Source organism: Kitasatospora sp. NPDC001683, from assembly GCF_053596495.1.
On sequence record NZ_JBSFGK010000006.1, the window covers coordinates 111688 to 134371 of the forward strand.

Genomic DNA, 22684 nt, shown 5'->3' on the forward strand with positions numbered 1-22684 from the left:
GTGCCGCTGCACGCGAACATGCTGGCGGCCGGTCTGCCGCGAATGTGAGCAGACCGGCAACCAGCATCCGTTGCTACCGCTGCTGGGCGGGCCAGGGAACCGACGTCTCAGCCCCGGCGGCGTAGTCGATGCCCGGAACGTCCCAGCCGTACAGCTGCCGGAACTGGTTGTAGAACCAGGCCGGTGCAGCCGGTTCAGCGCTGAGCGCCGCCTCGGGGTCGGCCCACAGTTTCCGCACCTGGTCCTGTACGGCGGGGTTGAGCTCCCAGCCGTCCAGACGGATCCGGCCCTGCCCGTCCAGCGTGAGCGCCTTCGCGCCGCTCAGCTGCTCCCACAGGTCCACGGCCTGGTCTGCGGTGGTGCGCCAGCCGTCCTCACCCAGGACGCCTCGCAGCAGGGAGGTGTAGAGGGCGATGGAGGGGATGGCGGTGGAGGCCTGGGTGACGGCGGCACCGGCGACGACGGTGAACGCCCGGCCCCGGCCGGCCAGCACGGTGGTCTGCAGCTGGCCGGCGGTGGCTTCCAGGTGCTCCTTGGCGGCGCCGATGGTGCCCTGCCGGTAGACCGGCGCGGTGATCTCGGAGCCGACGTAGGACAGCGCGGCGGTGGTGAAGTCCTCGCCGAGGAGTTGGTTGTCGGCCAGGGCCTGCACCCACAGCTGCCAGTCCTCACCGCCCATCACCTTGACGGTCGCGGCGGCCTCGGCGGTGTCGGCCGGGGTGAGGTCGACGGCGCCGATCTGCGGGACGCCGTCCTCGAAGAGCAGGGACGGGGAGGTGTAGGGGCGGCCGAGCGGCTTGATCACGGAGTGGTGGACCTCGCCGGTCGCGGGGTCGGTGCGCCGCGGCGAGGCGAGGGAGTAGATGAGGTAGTCGACGGGGCCGTAGCAGTCGGCCAGCAGCTTCATAACCTCGTCGCGGGTGGCGTCTGCGTAGGCGTCGGCGTTGACGAACGTGAAGTCTCCGCCTTCCTGCTCGACCAGTGCGGCGCTCGCGGCAGTGCGGTACCAGCCGGCGGTGGCGCTGCGCCGCTCGCTGGCCGGCGTCTCGTAGGCGACGCCGACACCGCGGATGCCGTGGCGGCGCAGCCCGGCCAGCAGGATCGCCAGCCCGTACCCGGCGCTTGAGCCGAGCACGAGGGCGACTGGGGCCCGCCCGGTGGGCGCGGCGGGGGTGATGGACTCCCACAGCCGGTGCACGGTGGCTTGGCTGCCGGTGGGGTGGGAGTTGACGATCAGGTAGCCCCGCTGTTTGGGGGTGATCTGCTGCATGCTCACGCGGTGGTGCCCTCTCCGGTGGGGTGGTCGTGCCGAGCGAGGAGGTCTTCCAGGTCGCCGACGGTGCGCAGGCGGCCGACCTCCTCGTCCGGGATGACCACGTTCAGGCGCGTCTCCAGGGTGACGACGAGCTCGTGGAGGGCGAGGCTGTCGATCCCGAGATCGTGCTGCAGGTGTGCGTCGGTCGCGATCGTATCGGTGTCGGTGACCGCTGCTTGTGCCAGAGCGTGACGGAGTATGTGCGCTGCGGTTGTAGAGGTCGTCATTGCGGTCGGTGTCCTTCGTGGGCTACCCGGCCGCTGGCAGGCGCCGGAGCAGGTCCTGGGTGGGGATGATCGGCAGCGGCGTCGCCGGCGGCAGGCCGCGCTCGGAGCGGAACTGGTCGGACAGCAGGCCGCAGGAGTCGCAGAACCCGCCGCAGGTGGTGTTCTCGGTGAACTCGGCGGACACCTTGCCGTGCAGGCCCTTGAGGCCGCCGCCGTCGGCGATCGCCTGCAGGTACTCGGAGTCGTTGGCCCGTTCAAGGATTGCGCGCAGCGGCTCGGTGAAGACGTTCCCGAAGCCGAGCGACTCGGGGACGTCGAAGCTGGCGCAGGCGTAGAAGCGCCCGTCCTGCTTGAGCAGTGAGCTGGGCAGGATGTAGGTGCCCACCGTCGGCGCGAAGCAATCGAAGCACGCGTCCATCCACCGCTTCACCGTGGTGTGCCCAGGCCGGTCGACCTTCTTCTGCTCCGGCAGCCGTTCGTTGTCGAGGTAGACCCGCATCGTGGAGTGCACCCGGTCGTGCGGGAAGGCCCCGTACTGCTGCTCGTAGGCGTCGATCAGGTCGTAGACGCGGTGCTCGCGGCTGGCTGGGTCAGCGAGAGAGGAGACGGCGACGTTCAGCTCACGGTCGCTGTAGTGGGTGACGGCGTGGTGCAGTATCCGGGCGACCCACTCCAGTGGCATCGTCTGCTCGCCGACGCTGAGCATGATCAGCGGCACTACCAGGCGACTGTCGAAGAAGCCAGCCTCCTCCAGCCGGGCGAAGGTGCGCGTCATGCGGCGCTCGCCGGCTCCCCACACGCCGTTGCTGGTCAGCTTGCTGATGTCGATCCGGCGCCCGTTCAGCGCTTTGATGAGGGGCAGGAGGGCGTGGGTGGCGACGAACGGCTCGCCTCCGGTGATGGCGACGGTCGGCAGGCCGACGGAGTCGAACTCGTCCACCAGCCGGGCCCGCTGGTCGGGGGTGTAGGTGACCCCGGAGGCGAGCGGCAGGGCGCCCATCCCGCACGACGGGCAGGAGTCGTTGCACTTCGTGGTGATCTCCACCTCGATGCGCAGCGGCCGAAACCGCAGGCCCTGCAGGCCGGCCGCGGCGAAGCGCTGCTCGATCACCTCGAAGACGTCCTCGCGCTTGGGCGCGTACTTGCCCAGGAACGGCGTCACCGGGCCGTGCCCGGCGATGAAGGTGTGCGCGCCTTCCTTGATCACAGCAGCCCCCTGCCGTCGTACGCCTCGACCGTGATCCGACGCTCCACGACGTCCAGGCCCTCCCTGTACCAGACGCCGCAGATCCCGTCGTCCTCGGCGCCGTACAGATTGTGCAGCGAGGTGTACAGCCCGGCGGTGGCGAGCTGCTCGCGGGTGATCGGGGTGACGTGGGTGGGGTCCATGGCCAGCACGTCAACGACCTCGGGGTTGGGGGTCGTCACGACGACCCCCAGGGTCGCGCTCGCCATCAGGTCGAGCAGCAGCCGGAACGGGTCCTGCAGGTGCTCCAGTACCTCCAGCGCCGCGACCCACTCCCAGCGCACCGGCGGCACCCACGTCTCCAGGTCCACATCACCCGTCCACCGGTCCCACGGCACGTACCGGCCGCGCCAGCGGTGCACGGTGCGCAGGCATACGTCCAACTCGGTGTGCCCGGCGCCGACATCGGCCAGAGCGTGCCGGTCGGACAGGCCGCCCGTCATTAGGCGGTCTGCTGCCACCTCGTAGCGCGCGGACCGCTCGCCATACGGTCGGCGCACGTACCGCTCCACCGGGGCCGGGTCGAACAGGCCCTGGGTCTGCGTCATGTTCAGCTCCTCTCCACGTTGAGCGGGGGAGGACCAGCAAACGCCTCAACGCCCGGCCAGGGCAGGGCTCACAACGGGGAATCACAATCGCGAAACCCCGCTCACGAGCATCGAGTTGGGGCTAGTCTCGGCTCCCGGGGACAGGCGCCGCCCCGGGATCCACAGGTCCGTTCGGGACACCCAAAGGGGGCACCATGGCCAAGCGGCGGGAGCCGAACCATCGCCTCGCCCGGCTCATCGAGGACAGCGGGGCCAGCAATGCCGCCCTCGCGTACCGCGTGAACGAACTCGCCGCCCGCCAGGGCGTCAACCGCGCGTACACCCATACCTCGATCAGGAACTGGACGGCCCGCGCCATGGTCCCGGAAGCGCCCGCACCTGCGCTTCTGGCACTCGCGCTGGGCGAACGGCTCGGCCGAACGGTGTCACTCGAAGAGATGGGGATGGCCAGCGCGCCACCGGTCACCGTCGAAACCGGCTTGAATTTCCACAGAGACCCCGATCAGGCCCTGCAACTCGCGGCCGAGTATTGGAGCACAGTGGACCGCCGGACCTTCGTCAAAGCCAGCCCCTTCGCCCTCACCGCTTACACCACCCCGTTCACTCGCTGGCTGTCCGTCCCCACCGACCCACCCCTCGCCCGCGTCGCCGGACGCCGCGTCGGCCGCGCCGACCTCGACGAACTCTGGAACGCCGCCGAAGAAGCCCGCCGCTGGGACTCCAAGTTCGGCGGAGGCAACTGGCGGGCCTCCATGGTCACCGACTGCCTCAGCCAGCGCGCCGCCCCGCTGCTGAGCGGCACCTTCACCGACAAGATCGGCACCGAGCTGTTCGCCGCCACCGCCGAACTCGCCCGCGTCGCCGCCTGGGCAGACGTCGACATGGGCCACCACACCAGCGCCCAGTCTCACTTCGTCCAGGCCCTGCGCCTGGCCCGCGCCTCCGGCAACCCCGCCGTAGGCTCATACGTACTCGCGACCATGAGCCTGCACACCTACCTGCGCGGCTTCACGAGCGAGGCCGTCGACATGGCCGAAGGGGCGTACGAGCGCGCCAAGCACGACGCCCCCGCGAGGGTGCTCGCCTTCGCCAAACTCGCCGAAGCCCGCGCCCACGGCCGCGCCGGCGACGCACCCGCCGCAGCCGCAGCCCTCATCCGCTGCGAACAACTGGTCGACGCCGCCGACACCGACCCGCGCGACCCCGACTGGCTCGCCTACCTCACCCGCGCCCGCGTCGCCGCCGACGCCGCAGAGATCTACCGCGACCTCAACCGCCCCGACGACGTCCTGCGCTGGGACCAGCAGGCCGCCGCCATGCCAGAAGGCGTCTTCAGCCGCGCCGTCGGCATCCGCCAGACCGTCATCGCCACCGCCCACCTCCAACAGCGAAACCTCGAACCCGGCCTTGAAGCCGGCGAGCGCGCCCTCACCATCCTCAGCAGCGTCCACTCCACCCGCAGCCGCGGCTACCTGCGCACCCTCACCACTGCACTCGATGCTTGGCGCACCGAATCTGAGGTCGCAGACTTTCTCCACCGAGCCGGACGCGTCCTTGCCGCTGGCTGAAGCTCGGCAATCCGCCAGCTGGTGGGCGCGGCTGCGTAGCCCAGGGCGGCCTTTGCTGGTCCACCGGGCATCTCGTTCTGGCAGTGCGCCGCTGAGCCGAAATGACGCTGCGCCCTGCCGCACTTGGGAAGCGGCAGGGCGCAGCGGTGTCGGCGGCCAGGCGCGACCGCCGACGGGGGCCGGGCGGGGTTGGATGCCCGGGTTGACCCCCCTACTGGCGAGGAACCTACGCCACCGGAATGACGGAGTCCAGATGCTGCGCAGCGGAATCCCTGGCAGCCTGTTCCACCGGCTGCAGCTGGCAGTCCCGCCACACCGCGAACCACCGCCGCCACTCCCGCAGCTGCGCCCCGCGGTCGGGCCACGTGCCGCCCTCCATCGGCGGCCGGCACTCCTCCACCACAACGCCCGGCGAGACGTTGCAGGCCGGCTGCTCCCGGTGGATCGCCGCGTACTCGGTGCGCTTCGACTCAGGTAGACCGCAGGGCAGCCACTCGACCTCGATCTGGGCGACCGCAGGCCACCAGCCGAACCACTTCGCGTGCTCCCGGAACCGGCGTTTTGGATCCAGGCTGGTGCCGATGTACAGCAACCAGCCGTCTTCGTCGTAGCAGCGGTACAGAGCGGTCGGGCCGGAGGCCGCACGTTGGCGGCGCAGTTCGAGCTGGGCTTCCCAACAGGGCCGGCAGCGGCCGCGGGGCCACAGGCCGGGCCAGTGCTGGCCGCAGTCCCGGCACGGCCCAGGGCCGTTGCTGCCGACGTTGACGGGATCCATGGGCACAGCGTGGCATGCAGCACCAGGATGCGATCAGCGCCACGGGCCGCTGGACTAGGTAGGGGAGCCGGTGGGGGCAAGCGTCTGGAGGCACCGTGCCCGCCGTGATCGCCAAGAAGGTGCTGACATTCAGCCTGGTCACCATCCCGGTCGGAATCGTGGCCGCCACCAGCGAGCACCGAGTCCCGCTCCATGAAGTCCACGCCAAGGACGCTGCCAGGGTCCGCCGCCGCAAGGTCTGCGAGGCTGAAGGGATCGAGATCCCCGAAGCCGAGATAGCTCGCGGCTACGACCTGCCGACCGGCCAGACCCTCGTCCTCTCCAAGCAGGACCTCGAAGCCCTGCCGATGGCCGACAGTCGCGAGATCCGCGTGCTCGGGTTCATGCCGGCCGAGCGGGTCGACCCTATCCACTACCACCAGTCGTACTACCTCACCGCGGCCGGGCCCGGCGCCAGTCGGCCCTATGCCCTACTTCGGGCCGCGCTGGAGGAATCCGGACAGGTCGCGATCGCCCGCACAGCAATCCGGACGAGGGACTCGCTCGTCGCTATTCGGGTCCGCGGCGACGTCCTGGTCATGACGACCCTGCTCTGGCCGGACGAAGTGAGGCCGACCGAGGGCCTGGCCCCGGAGACTCCCGAGTTGCGCCCGCAGGAGATCGCTCTGGCCAGACAGCTCATGGACGCCTATTCTGCGGATTTCGACCCGGCGGCCGAGGAGGACGAATACACGACGGCGCTGATCAAGGTAGTGGAAGCCAAGACCGCGGGCTTGCCGGCCCCGCAGGCACCCGACGCGCGGGTCCTGGAGACGGCCCCGGTGGTTGACCTGACCGCGCTCCTGCAGCAGGCCATCGCCCGAGCCGAGCAGGAACACCCGAAGACCCGTGCGGGCCGTCTGACCAAGCGGGCGACGAAGCCCGCGTCTGCGAAACATTCCACCGACGGAACCGGCCGACGGCGCTCCGGCGGGGGGAAAGCCGGAAAGGGGTGACCAGCTCGCGTCGTAGTAGGCCGCCTACGGCTGACGGGGACTGTCCACATCGGGCCCCTGACCCTCCGCCGGTGGCACCTGATGCCATCCCTGCGCGGCCAGGCCCTCGTACATCCACGCAGCCGTGAACTCGCGAAACAAGTCGAGCGGACGCTCGCCGTCCGGGAGACCCAGGATTGCGACGAGCCTGCCGCCAGCAGTAGGGCCGGTGTCGCAGTGTCGGCACAGGTGGAGGTCGACGTCGCCGCCGAGGGGGATGCGGGCGACAAGGAGGACGGGCCGGTCGCAGCGGGGGCAGGGCGGCAGGTCGCCGGTTCTGATCACCTGGACGTGGTTCACGTGGGCTCCTCCCTGGTGGGGGTGGCCAGGATCTGCCCGCGATCTTCCGGAGTCAAGGGTTCCGGCAGGACTGATCCCGACCGCGCAGCTCGAACATGCATTCGACTAGCCTGGGATGCATGAGCACGACCCTCCACCCCACCTGGTGCGACCCCGCCCACTGCGACGTCCCCGACCAGCAAGCCAGCCTCAGCGCCCGCGGCGGCGCCCACCGCTCCAAACTCGTCCCACTCAACCTGGAAACCGAAGCCCGCGGCGAGGTCGGCTGGGTCTACGCCGGCCTCTCACAGTCCGCGAAGACCCGCGCCGGCGTCTTCCTCAAGTGGATCATCAACGGGGAGATCGTCGGCCACATCCCCATCAACGACGCCGAACCCCTCGCCTGGCTCATCGCCGACGCCCTCGCCAACCTCCGCGGCGACGACCAGCCCGTCGAGCACGAAAGAACGCCCGACCAGTAGCTCAGGCATTTCGCGCCCCATGGAGAGCCCGGCGATCCGGACGCGCCGAAGTCTGGCGCGCGGTTCAGCGGCATGCGGCGGCTGACAGCATCAGTCGCGCAAGTGTCCGGCTTGCCGGCGGCGAAGTAGTGAGTGGCCGGGCCGACGGTGGGGTAGTTCTCCGGCCATGGAGGACAACCCCGAGCAGCACACCTGTGCCGAGTCCACCGCGCTCAGCCGCACGGAGGTTGCACAGCGCTTAGACGCGCTGCCGTTCACGGTCCGCGCCACAGCGGAGCTCGTCTATGAGGACGGGTGGCCACTCCAGGAAGTAGCCGAGGTGTACGGCGTCACGCCGGGCCGAATCCAACAGCGACTGCTACAAGCGCGACGGGCGCTCGGTGTCTCCAATGCTGAGGAATGGCAAGCGGCTGTGGGGAGTCTCGGCGCTCGGCACGACGGCGGCTGAACTCGGCAGCCCTCTTTGCTGGCGTTCCGGTCGGCGGCGGTCGACGATCGGGGCGGGAAGCATCACGGTCTCCTGGTGCGCTGTGCTGGGTGGGCGGCTAGCGGATGGTCACGACGCGTCTCTGGGGCGGAGGTGAACGTCGCCTGGGCGGGCGAGGCAAGCGGGTTGCAGTGGTATGCCGAGGTAGGTGGTGATCTGGTTGGAGTCCAGGCCGAGCAGGTCGACCGGTCCGAATAGGTGCTCGCGAAGGCGCCGGAGGGTCTCCGGTTCGGCGGCGATCACCTGGGCGGGTTCGGTGATTATTGTGGCGAAGCCAGCCGCCCGGAACCGGGCAGCGAGGAATTCGGCGGGGTCGTCCGAATCGAGGCATGCCCGGGTTACGGCTATGGCTTCGTTGCAGGTCAGGCCTGGGTGGTTATACCAGAGGCATCGCCAGCAGGAAGATCTACTCACCGCTGGCCTCCGTCCAGCCGTAGCCCTCCGCGAGCGACCGGATCGTTCGGCACGGCCACGGCACTCCGTACTCGTCGTAGGTGCCGCAGCTGGTGCAGGCGTCCATCGCGACGCAGCGCGTGCCGTCGAGCCCTGCGCCTGGGATGGATTGGTGCTCGTCGATGATCTGCCGGTCGGTGGCTACTCGGCGCAGAACCTTCGCCGGGTCCCACAGGGCGATGTGCCGGGCCTGCTCGCCTGTCGGCGTGCCCTCGTCGTACACCAGTGGGTGGCCGCTCTCCCCAGAGATCAGCCAGTGGTCGCCCGGGTTATGGGTCCACGTCGGACCGTCCGGCGCCGCGGCCGCCTGGGCGGTCTGCTCGACGCGGTCCAACTCGGCCCGCAGCCAGTCCACCAGGTCCCCGCTCATTCGCTTACCCTCCAACAGGCGTCCGTGCACTGTTCGTCCGCGTCATGCGGGTAGCCGACCTCGTCCAAACGGTCGCCGAGACCGCTCGGACCGCCGAGTTGCTCGACCGCCCAGACCACCCAGCGGCCCCGGTCTGTCGCCGATGAGCCGCCGAGGCTGCTGCTGTGCACCATCAGGTCGGCGTTGGTCAGCATGCTGATGAGGAGCTGGAAGGAGCCAGCACCGCCTGCGAGTGCCTCGGCCTGCTTCCACCGCCGGTCCTCGTAGTACGGGGTGATCCGCAGGAGTTCGTAGACGAGCGTGACCGCGGCCTGGGGCATGTAGCAGCCGCACATGTCCAGGTCTCCGTAGAAGACCTGGTAGAGGTGGCAGAGCAGGTTCTCGGCTTGCTCGTCGGTCATGCGGCTCTCCGGGGCTGGTAGTCGGCGAGGTCGCGGATCACGTCGCGGATGGGGCGGGGCGGCGGGAGGGAGTCCCATTCGTCGGGGTCGAGGTCGTCGAACAGGGCCGCCTCGTTCCAGCCGTCCCACTCGTCGTCGGGGCAGGTCACGGCGCGGGCTTCGGGTGGGGCCGGAGGTGGATCTCCCCGGTCGGCAGGGTGCTGTCCGCGATGGCAGGGATCCCCGTGAGGTTGCCGATCTGCCCGGGGTGTCTGCCGAGCTGCGAGGGCAGGGTGCTGGTTAGCCGCTTGTGGAGCTGGCCGAGAGTGGCGGGCTCAGCGGCGATCTGCTCGACGGGCTGGGTTCGCACGACGGTGAAGCCAGCATCCGTGAGGGCCGCGCTGATCCCAGCCTCCCGCGTGGCGGCCTCAACCCGCGCCTGGGCTGTGATGGTGGCGTACAGGTCGGCGAGTTGGGGGATCGACGCCGCGGGCAGTTGGGTCGGGGGCGCCCCAACCTGGCGGAACTGCAGCGGGGTGACGTTCCCTGCCGTATCGGTGGTGACACCGTCGAGGGCACGGATGGTGGGGCAGGGCCACGGGGTGGCCATGCCCTCGGCTCCGCAGGCCGCGCAGGCCGGGTCGACGAGGCCGTAGGCGCCGTCGTTGCGGGTGCCGAGCTGCCGGCCGTCGGGCTGGTGGAGTTCCCGGACGGCGGCGATGCGGGCCTCGGCCTGCCCGGCGCAGGTGGTCAGTGTGGCGAGGTGCTCGGCCCGGTACCGCTCGACGATGGCGTGCTGCTGCCGGGCCCGGCGGCGCGCGTTCTGCCAGGCGGCGCGGTACCGCTCGGTGCGGCGGCCCTGCCGGCGCCACTGGCCGAGTTCGTCTTCGGCGGTGGCGAGCTGCTTTACGACCTGCTGGTGGTAGGTGCCGAGCGACGGTCGGCCGAGGGTGGCGCTGAGCGTTGCTTCGAGAGATCCGGCGAGGATGGCTCGGAGTGCCCGGATGCCGTCGCGGAGGAGGGCGTGCTCGTCGGGGGTGAGGGCGCGGTTGGCGGTGTGGCCGATGAGGTGGTCGAGTTGGTCGGCGGTGGGGGTCATCGGCTGGCCTTTCGCTGCTGGCGCTTGAGGGCTCGGCGGGTGGCGCGGTTCGGGCGGGGGTCGGGTGCGTCGTCGGGGGCGACGGTCTCGACGCGGGCGACGGTGGTGTCCCAGGTGCGGCCCGGGCGCGGGGTGTGCTCGGAGGTCACGGCTGACGCTCCAACTGGGCTTCCAGCCCGGCGATCTGCTGGTCGACGTAGTGGTCGGTGATGGGCGGCGGCACGTAGATGCGGACGTGGGCGCTGGTGGGGTGGTGGCTGATTCGGTGGAGCCACCAGAGGCCGATGAGGGCGGCGGGTCCGCAGGTGGCGAGGACGGTCCAGGCGGTCACTGGTCTTCCCCGCAGTTGGTTGCCTTCCGGACCCAGGTGACGTCCATCGCGAAGTGCTTCACCCGGCCGTCGGGGTGGTGCTCCTGGTCGTACCTGCTCGGCGGTTCATATCCATCAGGCGTTTCGGCCGCCGGACCGCTCCAGTAGCGGGTGACGGTGCCGTCGTATTGCTCGCTGGTGGCCCAGGCGTGGTCCATGCCGACCAGCACCGACCACCTGCCGCGGTACTGGTTGTAGGTGATCTCTCCAGCGATGCCGGTCTGTCCGGGAGCGAGGGCCTCGCTGTAGTGCGCCCATCCGCCGCCGCTTTCCGATGGCTCGTTGCTGGTGATGACGACGCGGTCGCCGGGCTGGTAGTCGAGGTTGAGCTGGCGGAGGGCCCACTCGCGGATGGCGCGGAGGTTGGCGAGCTCGGCTCGGATGGTGTGGGTGTCGATTGCGGTGATGGCGTCGAGGGCGGAGTCGGCGGCGGTCAATGGGGGTCTCCGTTCCGTTCTGGTTGGTTTCGGCGGCGGGGGTGGAGCGCGAGGAGTGCTGCCCCGAGGCCGGCGCCGTAGAGGGCGCCGGCCAGGACCAGCCAAGGGGAGACGGTCACTTGGCGTCGCGGACGAGTCGGTAGCCGGTACGGCGGGGCTTGCCGTCTCGGGTAGTGGCGCTGTCATGGAGGGAGCGGACGAGGATCTGGCGGGGGCGCTTGCCGGTGGTGGCGTCGACGACGTCGGCTCGGTTGCTGCCGGGGGTGTAGTCGGTGATGCGGATGGTGGCTCCGCCGCGGGGGTCGCAGTCGGTGTAGACCTGGCCGGGGCGGATGGCGTGGTCGGTCACGGCGTGCTCCTCGGTTGGGGCCTGCCGCCGGGCGGCGGCAGGCCGGGGCGGGGTCAGTTGGCGGGGCAGGCGGCGGCCCAGTGCCACAGGAGGCAGGGGGACTTGTGGCCGTGGTCGGGGCAGGTCGGGTTGATCGCGTCCCAGCCGACGCCGCCGCAGGGGTGCTTGGGGCAGGTGCAGGTCTGGTAGGTGGGGTTGCCGTGCTTGACGCCGTGGGAGGCGGTGATGACGGCCGCGGTGATGGCCTGCTGGTCGGCGTCGGCGGGGAGGCCGAGGGCGGCGGTGAGGATGCCGACGGTGACCTCGTCCGGGCTGGCCTGGTCGGTGGCGAAGTTCCGGAGCTCCTCGTTGCTGCCGTTCGGGCGGAGGGAGGCGTGGACCCAGCCCCTGGCGGGCGCCCAGGCGACGAGCAGGCCGTGGGGGTGGTGGTCGGTGTTGATGAGCGGGTGTTCGGCGGGCCAGGTGAGGACGGCGGAGGGGATGGTGTCGCCGGTGTCGTCGTACTCGTCGTGCTCGTGAATCTCCCAGTCGCCGGGGCGGAGGCCGGCGGAGGTAAGGCGGTCCTCGACGGCAGTGATGTAGGTCTCGGCCTGCTCGGTGGTGATGTCGGTCATCGGGTCCTCGGTCGGGTTGGCCGCCCGCGGTCACGGGCGGCGTCGGCGGGTCAGCGGTGGCCGGCTGCCCAGCAGTCGGGGCAGATGTCCCGGCCGCCGGGGCGCTGGTGCCAGCCGTCGGCCTTGCGCCAGGCACGGACCTCGGCGACGGTCCTCGCCGCGTGGTGGTGGATCTCGGGCTTCTCACAGCCAGGCGCGTCGCAGTGGACGATCGGGATCATGTAGAAGCTCACGCGGCCGCCTGGAGGTCTTCGCCGGTGATGGCCTCGACCAGGGCGGACATCAGCACCTCGGCGGCGGGCGGCGTGACGGCGTTGCCGTACTGGCGGACCTGCTCGCGCTTGTTGCCGAGCACGGTGTAGTCGGTGCCGAAGGCCATGGCGGCGCCGATCTCGGTCGGGCTGAGCATCCGGAACAAGCACTCCTCGACAGCGGGTTCCGTCGTGACGAGGGCGTGCCGGTCGACGCTCGTCACGGTCGGCGTGGGCTGCCCGGTCGGGCGGGCGGTGCCGTTGCCGTAGTACGGCACGAGCAGGGCCTCCGTCTCCCGGGTGGTGCGGGCACGGAAGGGCTCGTCGATGGGGCGGGCCTCCTCGTTCCAGGTGCCGCCGGCGGGGACGAGCATGGGCGGCGCGACCAGGCCGTGGTGGTTGCCGGAGGCGCACACGGTGGCGAGCGGGTCGGAGGCGGGCCGATGGTCGGAGCCGCCGCCGCGGAGCTCGGCGAGGAACGGCTCGAACCAGGCGACGCCGGTCTCGTTGCGGGTGGTCATCGTGCGGAGCGGGTCGTCGGCCGGGGCCGCGGACTTCCCGTCGCGGCCCTCGACGGGGACGGCGAGCGGGCGGGCGTACTTGGCGAGGCCGGCCCGGATGCGGGCGAGGGTCTTGGCGGCGAGGGGCTTGGTGCGGTCGCCGATGCGCTGGCCGGGCTGGGTCCAGTCGATCGCGGCGGCCGCGGGGAGGGCCCACGGTTCGACGACGGTCCAGCAGCCGGGGATGGGGCAGCGGTAGACGTACTGGGCGCGGTAGCGGCCCCATTCGCGGTCGGGGTTCTTCCACGACTGGACGGCCTGCACGCGGCCATGGTTGGGGCAGTGCGCGTCGGGCCGGGTCCACTTCTCGATCTGCGGGGCCCGGTTGCCCTTGAGCCAGTACAGGACGTACATGCGGTCGCGGGACTGGGGTGCGAGTGGCGTACCGAAGCGGGGCCGGGCGTGCATGGAGTTGAGGTAGACGATCCGCATGTCGTAGCCGAGGGCGCGGATGGCCATGCACCAGGCGTCGAAGAGGGCCCAGTTGCGGGCGTCGACGACGTTCTCGACGGCGCCGCCGAGGACGGGCCGGCCGCGCAGCGACATCGCTTCGAGGTAGCGCGGGACGTCCCACATGGTGGCGCGGGAGCGGACGGCGGCTTCCTCGGGGAGGACTTCGCCGAACAGGTCGGGCTGGCGGTCGGCGCCGCGCTTGACGCCCTTGGCGACGGAGTGGTTGGTGCACTCGGGGCTGGCCCAGAGGAGGTCGGTGCGGGGGTAGCGGCGGAAGTCGATCTGGCTGATGTCGGCGCAGTCGTGGCGGACGTCGGGGAAGTTCTCCTGGTGGGTGCGGACGGCGAGGTCCCAGTGGTTGGCGGCGGTGGCGACCTGGAGGCCGGGGATGTTGTGCATGCCCTGGCTGGAGCCGCCGGCCCCACAGAAGAAATCGGTGACGGTGAGAGTCATGGCGGGTCCTCAGTTGGTCGTGATGTCGTCGAGGGCGGTGGCGGCGTGCCGGAGGGTGTCGAGATCGAGGGGGCGCCCGGTGGTGGTCTTGTCGGCGGTGGAGCGGAGGAGGGTGGCGGCGGCCTGGGCGGCGATGCGGAGCCGGCCGATCTCGCCGAGGAGGGCGGCCACGTCGTCGCGGCTGAATCCGGTCCAGGGCTCGGCGAGCATGGCGCGGAGGATCTGCTCGTACGAGGTGGTGAGGGGCGGCGGGGTGCCGGTCACCGGGCACCGCCAGCGGTGGTCAGCGCCTCGGTGGTGAAGCTGCCGCCGTTGTTAAAACCGGCGAGGATCCGGCCGCGGCCCGCGTCGAGGTCGACGGTGATGTCGATGTCGTCGGAGAGCAGGTACGGGCTGACGTCGCTGGCGATGAGCCGGGCGAGGTGGTCCGGGCTGACGGCCCAGGTGGTGAGCGGCGCGGGCGGCTGCGAGCCGTCGCGGCCTCCTCGGCGGCCGACGCGCTGGTAGGTGACGCGGTAGAGCGTCTGGGACGCGCCGGGGTTGGCGGCCATGTCGTCGAGGCTCGGGGTGATCAGCTCGTCGGCGGTGTCGCGGACGGGCAGTGGGGTGCGCTGAACGCGGTCGACGGCGGCGCGGAATGCGACCTCAGCGGCGATGAGTTCGGCGGCGTCGGGGTGGCTGGCCATGCGGGTCTCCGTGGTCGTGTGACGTGGCGGCCCGTCTGGGGGCCTGTGGGCTGTCGGGTGGCACTCGGGGTGCCTGGGGCCGTGCGCGGCCGGTGGTGGTCCGGTCCTGGCCGCGCACGGGGCCGTCAGGTGGCGGGGCTACAGGCGCGGGTGGGTGACCTCGTACGCCTCGCTGGCCTCGTACGCCTCGGCGTAGGCGACGGCACCCTCGGCGTCGCCGGCCGCGAGGAGGGCCCGGCAGTGGGCGTTGGCGCGCTCGCGAGGCGTCATGGCCTGTTCGGCGGCGTAGTGCAGGGCCGCCTCCCAGGGGCAGTTGCCGATCGAGTGCTCGCCGCGGACGTCGATGGGGGCGACGATGGCGGCCAGGCGGTCGGCGCAGTCGGTGGCCCGGTCGCGCTCGTCGATGGTGCTGCTGTGGGCGGCGCGCTCGCGGCGGAGCTCGGCCTCCAGCTGCCGGACCCGGGCGAGGAACTGCTCGACGTCGGTTCGGGCGGCGGCGACGAAGGTGGCGTTGCCCTCGCCATGGTCGGGGAGGTCGACGTTGCAGGTCTCGCCGACCCAAGGGGCGTGCAGGGTGTGCATGTCGGGGTCACCGGCGTAGATCTCTGACCCGTCGGCATACCACGGCCCGGGGGTGGCAGCGTTGAGCCGGGCCTGGATGGCGTCGAGGTCGAGGACCGGGGTGCCGGCGGCCTGTTCGCCGGTGCCCCGGCAATTCAGGCAGGTCGAGCTGTCGTAGCCGTTGCAGTTGGCGCACTCGGCCACGGGCTGGGGCTGGCTCATCGGGGCTTCCTCGGTGCGGAGGTCGATGTGTTCGAGGGAGATGCCGCCGGCGTAGTCGTCGACCAGGACGACCGGCTCGCCGTGGCCGAGGTTCCAGGCGGCGGAACGGGTGCGGGTCTCCAGGCGCTTGGACCTGAACTCGGCGAAGGCGGGGTGCTCGGGCCGAAGGCCGGGGTAGGCGGTCACCGGGGTGCCGACCGGGTAGCGCTCGTTCCAGGCCTCGGCGGTCAAGGTGCTCATCGGGTGGTCTCCTCGGTGGCGGTGAGGCGGTGTGCGAGGTCGGCGGCCTGCCCGGGGGTGATCAGGTACGTGGCGGCCTGACCGGCGGTGAGGTCCCGGACGGTGATCTCGTGGCTGAGGGTGCCGTGGCTGCCGGCGGCGTGGGCCGAGGCCTGCTCCCAGGCGGCAAGTGCGGTGGTGAGGTCGGTCATCGGGCCATCTCCTCGGGCTGGTTGGCGAGCTGCAGCAGGACGTCGGCATGGCAGGGCTGGCCGAGCGCGCACCGGCAGACGAGGTCGCGGCCGGCCAACTCGCGGCGGGCGTCGACGACGGTGAGGTGGGGACTGCAGTGCTGCCACAGGCGGACGCTGCTGGTCGGAGCGGTCAGCGCGGCCCGGTACAAGTCGACGCTCTCCTGCCGGGTGAGGTACCGGATGGCGTGAGGGGTGACCCGGCCGTCGGGGTGCAAGTACGGGTGAGTGCGGCCGGCGGAGCTGATGCGGGTCTCCAACTCCCACTCGGAGCCATCGAGGGCGGGGACGCGGGCGAGGGCGTGGCGGGTGCGCCAGCTCCAGGGGTTGGCCCAGCGGCTGCCGGGGCCGACGTAGATGGCACCTTCGGGGGCGCGCCAGCCGGCGGTACGGCGGCGCTGGACGCGGGCCGGGCTCATCGGGTGGTCTCCTCGGCAGTGGCAAGCTGCTGGCGGCGCTGGTAGCGCATCTCGCGGAGCTCCTCGCACAAGCGGTCGAAGTGGTCGCGGGCGAGGTTGAGAGCCCTGCGCGCATCGGCGATGTCAGCGTCGAGACGGCGCTCCCGCTCGTCCCACTGCTCGGCGGTCAAGTTCATCGGGAGGTCTCCTTGGTGGCGAGCAGGTCCGCGGCGGCGTCGCGGATGCGGGCCGGGGTGAACCAGGCCAAGGCGGCCGGGTCGATCAGATCGGCGACGGTGCGGATCAGTGGGCGGGCGGCGGTGAGGTGTTCGGGGAGGCGGTTCGCGGCGGCTTGCTGCTGAGCGGCGGCCTCTTTCAGCACCTCGGCCCGGTAGGCGTCGAGGAAGGCAGCGGCCTGCTCGGGGCAGAAACGCGCGTTCTTGTCAGTGATGACGGCGAGCAACTGCTCTCGGACGGTTCGCATTGGTGGTCTCCTCAGGCGGCGGGTTGGGTGGTGAACTTGGCCTCGACGTGCACGGTCAACGCGTCCACGTCGATCCCGAGGGCAACCGCGTCGAAGTACGCCGCCTCGTGCGCGTCGCCCATCTCCAACTCCTCGCTGATGTCGTCAAGCAACGCGGCGAGGGTCTCCTCGGGCATGACGTTGGCGAGCGCGTTGAGCAGGCGGTGCGCCCACCAGGCGTTGACGGACGCGTCGGCGTGGGCACCGGTCGTTCCGCGCGGACCGCGAACAACACCGACGCCGTGCGCGATGGTCTGGCGGAGGAAGATTTCGTGCCGGGAGCGGGTGATGTCGGTGGAGGGCTGGGTGTTCATCGGGTTCTCCCTAGGCGGTGAGCTTGGCGAACAGGTCCATGAACCAGGGGTCGTAGTCGATGGGCTCGGACTCCCGGGCCGGCACGTCCAAGGCCCGGGCGAGGAGACACTCCGCGCCGATCCGGGCAACAGCGGCCTCCCGGTGCTCGCGGCTCCCCCACTCGGTGGCCTCCTCGGCGGCGGCGGCCTCGTCCCGCTTGTCCAGCAGCTCCTGGATGTCGTGGTCCCAGCCGTCGTGCGGGCCGGGGGTGCAGACGTAGACGATCGCGGCGGCGAGGATCTGGGCGGGGGTCATGTAGGCGTCCCTCCTGCGGTAGGTGCGCGGACGGGTGGTTGGTGGGCCCGGTGGCCGGGGTGGACATGGCCGCCGAGCCAGTACGGGGTCAGCCACGCGCGGCGCGGCGAGTCCTCATGCGGCCGAGGATCTGCGCGTCGGTCGGCGGCTCCCACTGATGCCAGCCGGCCTCGCTGCTCCACTGCTGGTAGTGCTCCCGCTCGGGGATCCCGCAGTGCCGGCACGCCGACGGCTCGGCAATCGCACGGTCAACACACATCAGACGGCCGGGGCGAGGTCGAGGCGGATCAGGTCCGCGGCACTGCCGTGCAGCACGCACTTCGCGTTGCTGGCCACGGCGGTGTGCACGACCTGCTGCGGGCCGAGCTCGCGGCACAGGACGCTGACGCGGCCGCCGATCTCGCGGACGGTGACGCCGAGTTCGGCGGCGAGGTCGGCGACGGTGATGGTCTGGGTGGTCACGTCAGTCCTCCAAGGGCAGAGCTTCTGGGTGGATGGTTGGTGGGTTTGGCGGCCGGTGTGGTCACGGCCGCCGAGCCAGTCATGAGGGTTAGGCGCATCGAGTGCGGAAGCGGTCAGGCGGGGACGGCCCAACCGGTCGCGCACAGCGTCACCGTGATCTCACCGCACAGGCCGACGCCGTACCGGTCGCCGTCCTCGACGGTCACCACGGCCGAGGGGAGGCCAAGCCGCCGGACGCCCTCGTCCCACAGGGCGGCCATGGCGTGGCCGCTGCCACCGGCGGTGGTCGACGGGTAGGCGATGAAGACCTCAGGTCCGAGTACGGTGACCTTCGCACTGTGCCCGAGGATCTCGCGGGCAGTCTGGGCGAGCTCACCGGCGAGGTCACGGGCCTCGGCGAGCCGATCGCGGGCGGGAACGCCATAGGCGACGAGCAGCTTGTCCTCCAGCCAGCTCCGGTCGATGCGAGCGGGCTGCGCGAGCTCATCGATCTGGGCGAGCAGGTCGGCGATTTCCGGATCCATCCACATCGGCGCGTCGGGGTCGATCAGCCTGTGGGCTTCGCGGACGGCGGCCGGGTCGATGGGGGCGAGGGTGACCAATGTTCCGGTGACGGTCGCGGCGAGGGCGAGGCTGGGGGTCACGGGGGTCTCCGATGCGAGGGTGGTGCGCGGGCTGGTGGCGTGGGTGGCGGCGAAGTTGGTCTACGCGGCCTCCGTGAACGAGGCCTGCGAGATCAGGTCGGCGGTGGCCTTGTAGGTGCGCAGGCCGGTGAGCAGCGCGGGGTCGTTGGCCGCGTAGACGAAGACGTGGATCCACCGGCCGGTCGTGCGGTGTCGGACCCAGGCCTTCGGCGCGTCCTGTCCGTCGTGGGCGGCGCGGTAGGCCTTGGCGACGTGCCGGCCGTACCAGGACGACTGTCCGTCGGGGAGCTGGATGCCGAGTCGGTCGAGCATGTCGCCGGTGCGGATGAGGCCGTTCAGCTGGCCGTTGAGGATCGCGAACGCCGCGTCGACGGTGATCTCGGCGGCAATGCGGATCGCTGTGATGGTGCGGCGGATGAGCTTGCGGGCCTTGGCGGTCATCTTGGCGCTCCCCGATATGGGTTGGGCTGCTTGGTGCTGCCCTGATGACTCCAGTATGAGGCCAACACGTTGGCCATGCAAGAGGCCAACGCGTTGGCCTTCAAGATCTTTCGTGAGACCAACACGGTGGCCTTCCCGATGGCCAACCCGCGTGAGACCATGACAGGCATGACCAGCTACGAACCCGACCCCGCGACCGCCAAGACCTTCGCCAGCTACAAGCGCGCCTACGAAGCCGAACGCGACCTCAAGCCCAAGATGCGGCAGCAAGCCGAAGAAGCCATCCGCGCCGGCGCCAGTAACCAGGAACTCGCCGCCCTCACCGGACTCACCCCCGAGTACTTCCGCAAGCTCGCCACCGCGATCGGCGTCGACAACCGCCGCCGCGCACCCACCGTCGGCCGCGAAGTCGAAGCCGCCCGCAAGGCCGCCGAAGCCACCCAGTAGTCCACGCTGCTCCGCCAGCCGCCGGCCCACCGCGCCGAGCGGCCGTTCGTGCTGCCCGGGCCCGCTCACAGCTCCGCCTCGAACCGCCGCACCGGAATGCCCGCCGCCTCCGCCCGCCGGATACAGTCGAGCGTCCCGCGCGACCCCGGCAGCACGAACGCCAGACAGAACCGCGCACCCGCGGCCACCATCGCCGCATTCCGCAACGGGCCAGCAGCCCGGCCACACCGAGCCCAATCAGCCGGCCACGCCTCCACCTCCACCCCAGCCCGCTGCGCCCACGCGGCCGCCATCGCATCCGCGCCCGTCGGGCAAGCCCCGTGCACGATCACGATCGGCCGGAACAGCCCGAACGCAACGCCAAGCGCGTGCTCCACCGCCGCACGATCCGACCAGGCGCGCGAACCGGTCACCAGAATCCTCGACGGCCCGATCACGACAGCACCCCCGCGTCCACCAGGCGCGCCACATGCAGCGTCCGCGCCACCTCGCCATCCACCGGCCGACACCACACACCGACCGCGGCCCCGCACCGCCGGCACTCCACCCCGAGGCCAGGAGTCCGAAGAACCCGCAGCTCCGCGGCGTGCTCCTCCTCGACCCGCTCGGCATCGAGGATCGATTGGCGCAGCTGCGCCCCGGCGCCCGCCAGGCAGACCGTCAGGTGCTCGACGCCCCGGCGGAGGTCGGCAACCTCGACCGGGGTGAGACGGCGCCGCTCGACGGCTTCGAGGAGCCGCTCAAGGCGTGCCCGGGAGGGTGGGGGAGTCGGCGAATGAGTCGCCGGTTTCGGAACCGCAGTGGCACTGTTCGCCATGATGGCCTCAAATCGGGGCGAGAAGGGGGTGAGAAGTGGCCCGTGGGGCAGGGCTGGAGTGATGGGCTCAAGCGAGCCGTGCGGCGCTCCTGGCGGCCCCTGAGCGCCTTTCGGCAATGCAAGGCCGCCAACCGGTGCATCAGATCGGGAACGTCATGACCGTCCGGCCGACGGGTCAACAGTCACGAAGCTCGTCGAACCCGTCGTCCGCGTACGCCGCGGTGAGGTACTCGGTGTCCCACTGTCGGAAGCAGCGGGAGCAGGCCCACGTCATGTGCGTGTGGGTGCCGTCGTCCTGCTGGGCGACGATCCGGGCGCGGGACAGGCAAGCAGGGCAGTGCTCGGTCAGGGTCATGAGAGCGCTCCAGTGGGGGAGTGGCCGGTGAACGGGTCGGCGTCGACGGGCTTGTAGGTGCGCCACGGCCAGGAGCCTTCGTGGCCCTGGCAGATGAACCGGGGCCACTGGCGTTCGTCGCGGGCACCGCGCCAGGGCAGCACCCGCCGGGCGCGGTCGTCCTGCGCGGAGCGTGCGTCCTCAACGGGACGCAGGCCGAGCCCGAATTCGGGCCAGCGCAGCCACAGGGAGCTGCCGACGGGGCGCAACGTCCGCGGTCCCATCGGCCCGCCCTGCGGGGAGTGCGCCTCCATCGAGAGGGCGCAGCCGGCGGTGGCGCGGGCGTCGTCCAGGACGACGGTGATCTTGCGGGCGAGTTCCTCCGAGTTCGGATCGCCGTTGTGCAACCGGTAGATCGGGCCGACGATCAGCAGGTCCGGCATGACCGCCTCGACGCGGCGCATCAGCCACGCCCTGCCTTCCCCGCGGGTCAGGTCCACGCCCTCGGGCCGCAGGTCGATGTGCAGCTGCCCGCGACCCACCGGCGCGCCCGTGTGCTCGGCGACCTGGACCAGGCCCCGGTAGTGCCGCCGGGACTGCCGGTGCGAGTTCTCGCAATCCAAGATCAACACCTTCTGTGGGCCCAGCGGGTTGGCGTCCCCGAACGGCAGCAGGCCGGCGGACGCGGTGACGCCGAGCTGGCGCTGGAGGAAGGACTTGCCTCCGCCCTCGCCTGCCGTCCACACGATGCGGTCGGTGCGCTCCAGGTAGCCGGGCAGCGTCCAGTCGTAGTCGGGGTCGTCTCCGGCGAGGAAGTCGTGGATGTCCTGGACGGGGGAGTCCTCGACGGCCCGGCCGGCGTCACGGACCTCTCGCAGCCGAGTGACGGCATGCTCGGCGAGTTCACTGGGCTCGCCCTCAGCCGCGTAGCCGAGTTCACGGATCTCGGTGCCGGCATGGACCAGGGCGCGGCGCAGGGCCAGGCTCCGGAGACGGTGGTTGAGCCAATCGAGGCTGGGCCCGTGCTGGGCGGCGTCTATGCAGGTGTTGATGTAGTCGCGGCCGCCGCACCTGGCGAGTTCGCCGCGGGCGTCGAGGGCGGCGACGATGGTGATCGGGTCGATGGGGTCGCTGGTCTCGGCGATCGCCGTGATCGCCCGGTGCATGGAGGCGTGTGCGGGCCGGTAGAAGTCCTCGGCGGTGACGGTGGTGTCCCGCAGGGCACGGCGAGCGTCGCGGCTGAGCGTGATGGTGCCGAGGAAGGCCTGCTCGGCGGTCAGGTCGTTGGGTTCGGTCCGGCTGAAGTCGGCATCGGTGGTCACTAGAAGACTCCCTGGTCTGCGTAGGCCTGGTAGTCGGTGGGATGGCGGCGTTGCTGCTGGGCTTGGGCGCGGAGCCTGAGTTGGGGGTACTTCTGGCGCAGCTTCGGCATCGAGAGGATGTTGCTGCGCCAGAACTCGTCGTTCTGGGACCAGCGGATGGCGCCGAGGACATCGGGGAGGGCGACCTTGTCGGCGTCGATCATGAGCCGGGCTGCGTCACGCCAGCGCTTGGTGATGTTCGGGCGCTTGGTGCCGTTCGCAGCGATCAGGTCCGCGAGCAGAGTGCAGGCCTCCTCCACGTCCGGCCGCTCCGAGCGGGCGGACCGGATGTCGACGACATCCGCGACGAGAAGAGAAGGGGAATGGGGTAGGGGTAGGGGAAAACGCCCGCGCGCGCGCGTTGAGCCTGCCTCCACCCCTTCCGGAAGGGGTTCCGCAACCCCTTCCCCACCCCCTTCGGGAAGGGCCGCCGCAGGAGGTTTCGGATCCGGCTCGCGGAACGCCGCCCGCAACGCCGCGATATGCCGCGACACCTCCTGCAGAGGCGACAGACCCTTGCGGCCGGGCTCATCGCTCAGCTCGTCCAGCGGGATCCGCTCGACCTCCGCCAGCAGCGCTGCCCGCAGCAGGCGGGACGAGATCTCCAGAGCGCCCGACACCATCGCGCCCATCACCTGCGGCTGCTTCCATACCCCGTCGTTCCGGACGAACGAGCGCACCAGAAGCTCCTCGGTGTCCTCGTCGACCACGACGAACCTCCGCTCGGCCAGCACCCCGAGCTGGCGCCGCAGAACCTCGGGGTTCAGACCGTGGGCCCTGGAACTCCACCGCTTCAGCGTCAGCGGCAGCAGGCCCGCGTGGTTGAGATTCGGCTGGCTGATGAGGAACAGGTACAGCCGCTGGATCTCCCCCGGCAGAGCGGTGAAGTCGGGGTCGTCCCAGATGCGGGTGAGGACCCGTCCGTGACCGCGTGCCATGGTGCCGTGCTCCTTCAACGT

The 22684-nt window shown here is 71.0% G+C and carries 39 protein-coding genes; 5 read left to right on the forward strand and 34 right to left on the reverse strand.

Annotated elements, in window-relative coordinates; translation table 11 throughout:
• Positions 1-73 precede the first annotated feature (73 nt).
• Genes ACWCYO_RS05045 through ACWCYO_RS05060 form a run of 4 tightly spaced genes read right to left on the reverse strand, consistent with a single transcriptional unit; the run spans position 74 to position 3336 of the window.
• A complete protein-coding gene (locus tag ACWCYO_RS05045) occupies positions 74-1270 on the reverse strand; it encodes an enoyl-[acyl-carrier-protein] reductase FabV (RefSeq protein ID WP_449783467.1) in 1197 nt (398 codons plus the stop codon).
• A gap of 2 nt (positions 1271-1272) precedes the next feature.
• A complete protein-coding gene (locus ACWCYO_RS05050) occupies positions 1273-1542 on the reverse strand; it encodes an acyl carrier protein (protein ID WP_449783401.1) in 270 nt (89 codons plus the stop codon).
• A 22-nt stretch (positions 1543-1564) separates the two neighbouring features.
• Positions 1565-2749, reverse strand: a complete 1185-nt coding sequence (locus ACWCYO_RS05055) for a 4Fe-4S cluster-binding domain-containing protein (protein WP_449783402.1) — start codon at positions 2747-2749, stop codon at positions 1565-1567.
• On the reverse strand, positions 2746-3336 hold the full coding sequence (locus ACWCYO_RS05060; RefSeq protein ID WP_449783403.1) for a hypothetical protein: 591 nt from the start codon (positions 3334-3336) through the stop codon (positions 2746-2748). The genes ACWCYO_RS05055 and ACWCYO_RS05060 overlap by 4 nt, the downstream gene beginning before the upstream one ends.
• A gap of 194 nt (positions 3337-3530) precedes the next feature.
• Between ACWCYO_RS05060 and ACWCYO_RS05065 the strand changes: the two genes are divergently transcribed.
• The gene (locus ACWCYO_RS05065; protein ID WP_449783404.1) at positions 3531-4904 is read left to right on the forward strand and encodes a sporulation protein; all 1374 of its coding nucleotides are present in this window, start codon (positions 3531-3533) and stop codon (positions 4902-4904) included.
• Between the two features lie 226 nt (positions 4905-5130).
• Here the strand turns inward: ACWCYO_RS05065 and ACWCYO_RS05070 are convergent, their stop codons facing one another.
• On the reverse strand, positions 5131-5679 hold the full coding sequence (locus tag ACWCYO_RS05070; protein WP_449783405.1) for a GIY-YIG nuclease family protein: 549 nt from the start codon (positions 5677-5679) through the stop codon (positions 5131-5133).
• Positions 5680-5783: 104 nt separating this feature from the next.
• Here ACWCYO_RS05070 and ku point away from each other — a divergent pair, with 104 nt between their 5' ends.
• Complete coding sequence (ku, locus tag ACWCYO_RS05075) at positions 5784-6674, forward strand: non-homologous end joining protein Ku (protein WP_449783406.1); 891 nt, start codon at positions 5784-5786, stop codon at positions 6672-6674.
• A gap of 24 nt (positions 6675-6698) precedes the next feature.
• Here ku and ACWCYO_RS05080 read toward each other — a convergent pair whose 3' ends face one another.
• Complete coding sequence (locus ACWCYO_RS05080) at positions 6699-7013, reverse strand: DUF6300 family protein (RefSeq protein WP_449783407.1); 315 nt, start codon at positions 7011-7013, stop codon at positions 6699-6701.
• 119 nt (positions 7014-7132) lie between these two features.
• Here ACWCYO_RS05080 and ACWCYO_RS05085 point away from each other — a divergent pair, with 119 nt between their 5' ends.
• Together ACWCYO_RS05085 and ACWCYO_RS05090 are read left to right on the forward strand one after the other, a co-directional pair.
• Positions 7133-7474 carry a hypothetical protein gene (locus ACWCYO_RS05085; protein ID WP_449783408.1) on the forward strand — a complete coding sequence of 114 codons (342 nt, stop codon included), beginning with the start codon at positions 7133-7135 and terminating at the stop codon, positions 7472-7474.
• Positions 7475-7640: 166 nt separating this feature from the next.
• Entirely contained in the window at positions 7641-7922 is a 282-nt protein-coding gene (locus ACWCYO_RS05090) for a sigma factor-like helix-turn-helix DNA-binding protein (protein WP_449783409.1), read from the forward strand.
• Positions 7923-8367: 445 nt separating this feature from the next.
• Here the strand turns inward: ACWCYO_RS05090 and ACWCYO_RS05095 are convergent, their stop codons facing one another.
• The 23 genes from ACWCYO_RS05095 to ACWCYO_RS05205 form a co-directional block, all read right to left on the reverse strand.
• Positions 8368-8784, reverse strand: a complete 417-nt coding sequence (locus ACWCYO_RS05095; RefSeq protein ID WP_449783410.1) for a DUF6221 family protein — start codon at positions 8782-8784, stop codon at positions 8368-8370.
• Positions 8781-9185: a hypothetical protein gene (locus ACWCYO_RS05100; protein WP_449783411.1), complete on the reverse strand. Its 405-nt coding sequence runs from the start codon at positions 9183-9185 to the stop codon at positions 8781-8783. Before ACWCYO_RS05100 ends, ACWCYO_RS05095 begins: the two co-directional genes overlap by 4 nt.
• Positions 9182-9334, reverse strand: a complete 153-nt coding sequence (locus ACWCYO_RS05105; protein ID WP_449783412.1) for a hypothetical protein — start codon at positions 9332-9334, stop codon at positions 9182-9184. Before ACWCYO_RS05105 ends, ACWCYO_RS05100 begins: the two co-directional genes overlap by 4 nt.
• Positions 9331-10263, reverse strand: coding sequence for a hypothetical protein (locus ACWCYO_RS05110; RefSeq protein WP_449783413.1), 933 nt, complete (start codon positions 10261-10263; stop codon positions 9331-9333). The genes ACWCYO_RS05105 and ACWCYO_RS05110 overlap by 4 nt, the downstream gene beginning before the upstream one ends.
• Positions 10260-10412, reverse strand: coding sequence for a hypothetical protein (locus tag ACWCYO_RS05115; RefSeq protein ID WP_449783414.1), 153 nt, complete (start codon positions 10410-10412; stop codon positions 10260-10262). Before ACWCYO_RS05115 ends, ACWCYO_RS05110 begins: the two co-directional genes overlap by 4 nt.
• Entirely contained in the window at positions 10409-10594 is a 186-nt protein-coding gene (locus ACWCYO_RS05120) for a hypothetical protein (protein WP_449783415.1), read from the reverse strand. The genes ACWCYO_RS05115 and ACWCYO_RS05120 overlap by 4 nt, the downstream gene beginning before the upstream one ends.
• On the reverse strand, positions 10591-11070 hold the full coding sequence (locus ACWCYO_RS05125; protein WP_449783416.1) for a hypothetical protein: 480 nt from the start codon (positions 11068-11070) through the stop codon (positions 10591-10593). The genes ACWCYO_RS05120 and ACWCYO_RS05125 overlap by 4 nt, the downstream gene beginning before the upstream one ends.
• Before the next feature lie 115 nt (positions 11071-11185).
• Entirely contained in the window at positions 11186-11419 is a 234-nt protein-coding gene (locus tag ACWCYO_RS05130) for a hypothetical protein (protein ID WP_449783417.1), read from the reverse strand.
• A gap of 53 nt (positions 11420-11472) precedes the next feature.
• Positions 11473-12033: a hypothetical protein gene (locus tag ACWCYO_RS05135; RefSeq protein WP_449783418.1), complete on the reverse strand. Its 561-nt coding sequence runs from the start codon at positions 12031-12033 to the stop codon at positions 11473-11475.
• Between the two features lie 50 nt (positions 12034-12083).
• A complete protein-coding gene (locus ACWCYO_RS05140) occupies positions 12084-12266 on the reverse strand; it encodes a hypothetical protein (RefSeq protein ID WP_449783419.1) in 183 nt (60 codons plus the stop codon).
• Positions 12263-13750, reverse strand: coding sequence for a DNA cytosine methyltransferase (locus ACWCYO_RS05145; protein WP_449783420.1), 1488 nt, complete (start codon positions 13748-13750; stop codon positions 12263-12265). The genes ACWCYO_RS05140 and ACWCYO_RS05145 overlap by 4 nt, the downstream gene beginning before the upstream one ends.
• Positions 13751-13759: 9 nt before the next feature.
• On the reverse strand, positions 13760-14014 hold the full coding sequence (locus ACWCYO_RS05150; protein ID WP_449783421.1) for a hypothetical protein: 255 nt from the start codon (positions 14012-14014) through the stop codon (positions 13760-13762).
• Entirely contained in the window at positions 14011-14436 is a 426-nt protein-coding gene (locus ACWCYO_RS05155) for a hypothetical protein (RefSeq protein ID WP_449783422.1), read from the reverse strand. Before ACWCYO_RS05155 ends, ACWCYO_RS05150 begins: the two co-directional genes overlap by 4 nt.
• Before the next feature lie 138 nt (positions 14437-14574).
• Positions 14575-15459 carry a hypothetical protein gene (locus ACWCYO_RS05160; protein ID WP_449783423.1) on the reverse strand — a complete coding sequence of 295 codons (885 nt, stop codon included), beginning with the start codon at positions 15457-15459 and terminating at the stop codon, positions 14575-14577.
• Positions 15456-15650, reverse strand: a complete 195-nt coding sequence (locus ACWCYO_RS05165; RefSeq protein ID WP_449783424.1) for a hypothetical protein — start codon at positions 15648-15650, stop codon at positions 15456-15458. The genes ACWCYO_RS05160 and ACWCYO_RS05165 overlap by 4 nt, the downstream gene beginning before the upstream one ends.
• On the reverse strand, positions 15647-16108 hold the full coding sequence (locus ACWCYO_RS05170) for a DUF4326 domain-containing protein (protein ID WP_449783425.1): 462 nt from the start codon (positions 16106-16108) through the stop codon (positions 15647-15649). The genes ACWCYO_RS05165 and ACWCYO_RS05170 overlap by 4 nt, the downstream gene beginning before the upstream one ends.
• Positions 16105-16284 (reverse strand): hypothetical protein, encoded by a 180-nt coding sequence (locus ACWCYO_RS05175; RefSeq protein ID WP_449783426.1) that lies wholly within the window; start codon positions 16282-16284, stop codon positions 16105-16107. The genes ACWCYO_RS05170 and ACWCYO_RS05175 overlap by 4 nt, the downstream gene beginning before the upstream one ends.
• Positions 16281-16571 carry a hypothetical protein gene (locus ACWCYO_RS05180; RefSeq protein WP_449783427.1) on the reverse strand — a complete coding sequence of 97 codons (291 nt, stop codon included), beginning with the start codon at positions 16569-16571 and terminating at the stop codon, positions 16281-16283. The genes ACWCYO_RS05175 and ACWCYO_RS05180 overlap by 4 nt, the downstream gene beginning before the upstream one ends.
• A gap of 11 nt (positions 16572-16582) precedes the next feature.
• Positions 16583-16924 (reverse strand): hypothetical protein, encoded by a 342-nt coding sequence (locus ACWCYO_RS05185; RefSeq protein WP_449783428.1) that lies wholly within the window; start codon positions 16922-16924, stop codon positions 16583-16585.
• 10 nt (positions 16925-16934) lie between these two features.
• Complete coding sequence (locus tag ACWCYO_RS05190) at positions 16935-17219, reverse strand: hypothetical protein (RefSeq protein WP_449783429.1); 285 nt, start codon at positions 17217-17219, stop codon at positions 16935-16937.
• A gap of 258 nt (positions 17220-17477) precedes the next feature.
• A complete protein-coding gene (locus ACWCYO_RS05195) occupies positions 17478-17681 on the reverse strand; it encodes a hypothetical protein (protein ID WP_449783430.1) in 204 nt (67 codons plus the stop codon).
• 113 nt (positions 17682-17794) lie between these two features.
• Positions 17795-18325 (reverse strand): hypothetical protein, encoded by a 531-nt coding sequence (locus tag ACWCYO_RS05200; protein WP_449783431.1) that lies wholly within the window; start codon positions 18323-18325, stop codon positions 17795-17797.
• A gap of 60 nt (positions 18326-18385) precedes the next feature.
• Entirely contained in the window at positions 18386-18766 is a 381-nt protein-coding gene (locus ACWCYO_RS05205) for a hypothetical protein (protein ID WP_449783432.1), read from the reverse strand.
• A gap of 75 nt (positions 18767-18841) precedes the next feature.
• On the opposite strand from ACWCYO_RS05205, the gene ACWCYO_RS05210 reads away from it, so the two are divergent.
• The gene (locus ACWCYO_RS05210; protein ID WP_449783433.1) at positions 18842-19213 is read left to right on the forward strand and encodes a hypothetical protein; all 372 of its coding nucleotides are present in this window, start codon (positions 18842-18844) and stop codon (positions 19211-19213) included.
• Between the two features lie 65 nt (positions 19214-19278).
• Here the strand turns inward: ACWCYO_RS05210 and ACWCYO_RS05215 are convergent, their stop codons facing one another.
• The 5 genes from ACWCYO_RS05215 to ACWCYO_RS05235 form a co-directional block, all read right to left on the reverse strand.
• A complete protein-coding gene (locus ACWCYO_RS05215) occupies positions 19279-19626 on the reverse strand; it encodes an SLOG family protein (protein WP_449783434.1) in 348 nt (115 codons plus the stop codon).
• A 20-nt stretch (positions 19627-19646) separates the two neighbouring features.
• Positions 19647-20030, reverse strand: coding sequence for a zinc finger domain-containing protein (locus tag ACWCYO_RS05220; protein WP_449783435.1), 384 nt, complete (start codon positions 20028-20030; stop codon positions 19647-19649).
• 175 nt (positions 20031-20205) lie between these two features.
• A complete protein-coding gene (locus tag ACWCYO_RS05225) occupies positions 20206-20385 on the reverse strand; it encodes a hypothetical protein (RefSeq protein ID WP_449783436.1) in 180 nt (59 codons plus the stop codon).
• A complete protein-coding gene (locus tag ACWCYO_RS05230; RefSeq protein WP_449783437.1) occupies positions 20382-21686 on the reverse strand; it encodes an AAA family ATPase in 1305 nt (434 codons plus the stop codon). Before ACWCYO_RS05230 ends, ACWCYO_RS05225 begins: the two co-directional genes overlap by 4 nt.
• Complete coding sequence (locus ACWCYO_RS05235; RefSeq protein ID WP_449783438.1) at positions 21686-22663, reverse strand: hypothetical protein; 978 nt, start codon at positions 22661-22663, stop codon at positions 21686-21688. Before ACWCYO_RS05235 ends, ACWCYO_RS05230 begins: the two co-directional genes overlap by 1 nt.
• Between the last annotated feature and the right edge of the window lie 21 nt (positions 22664-22684).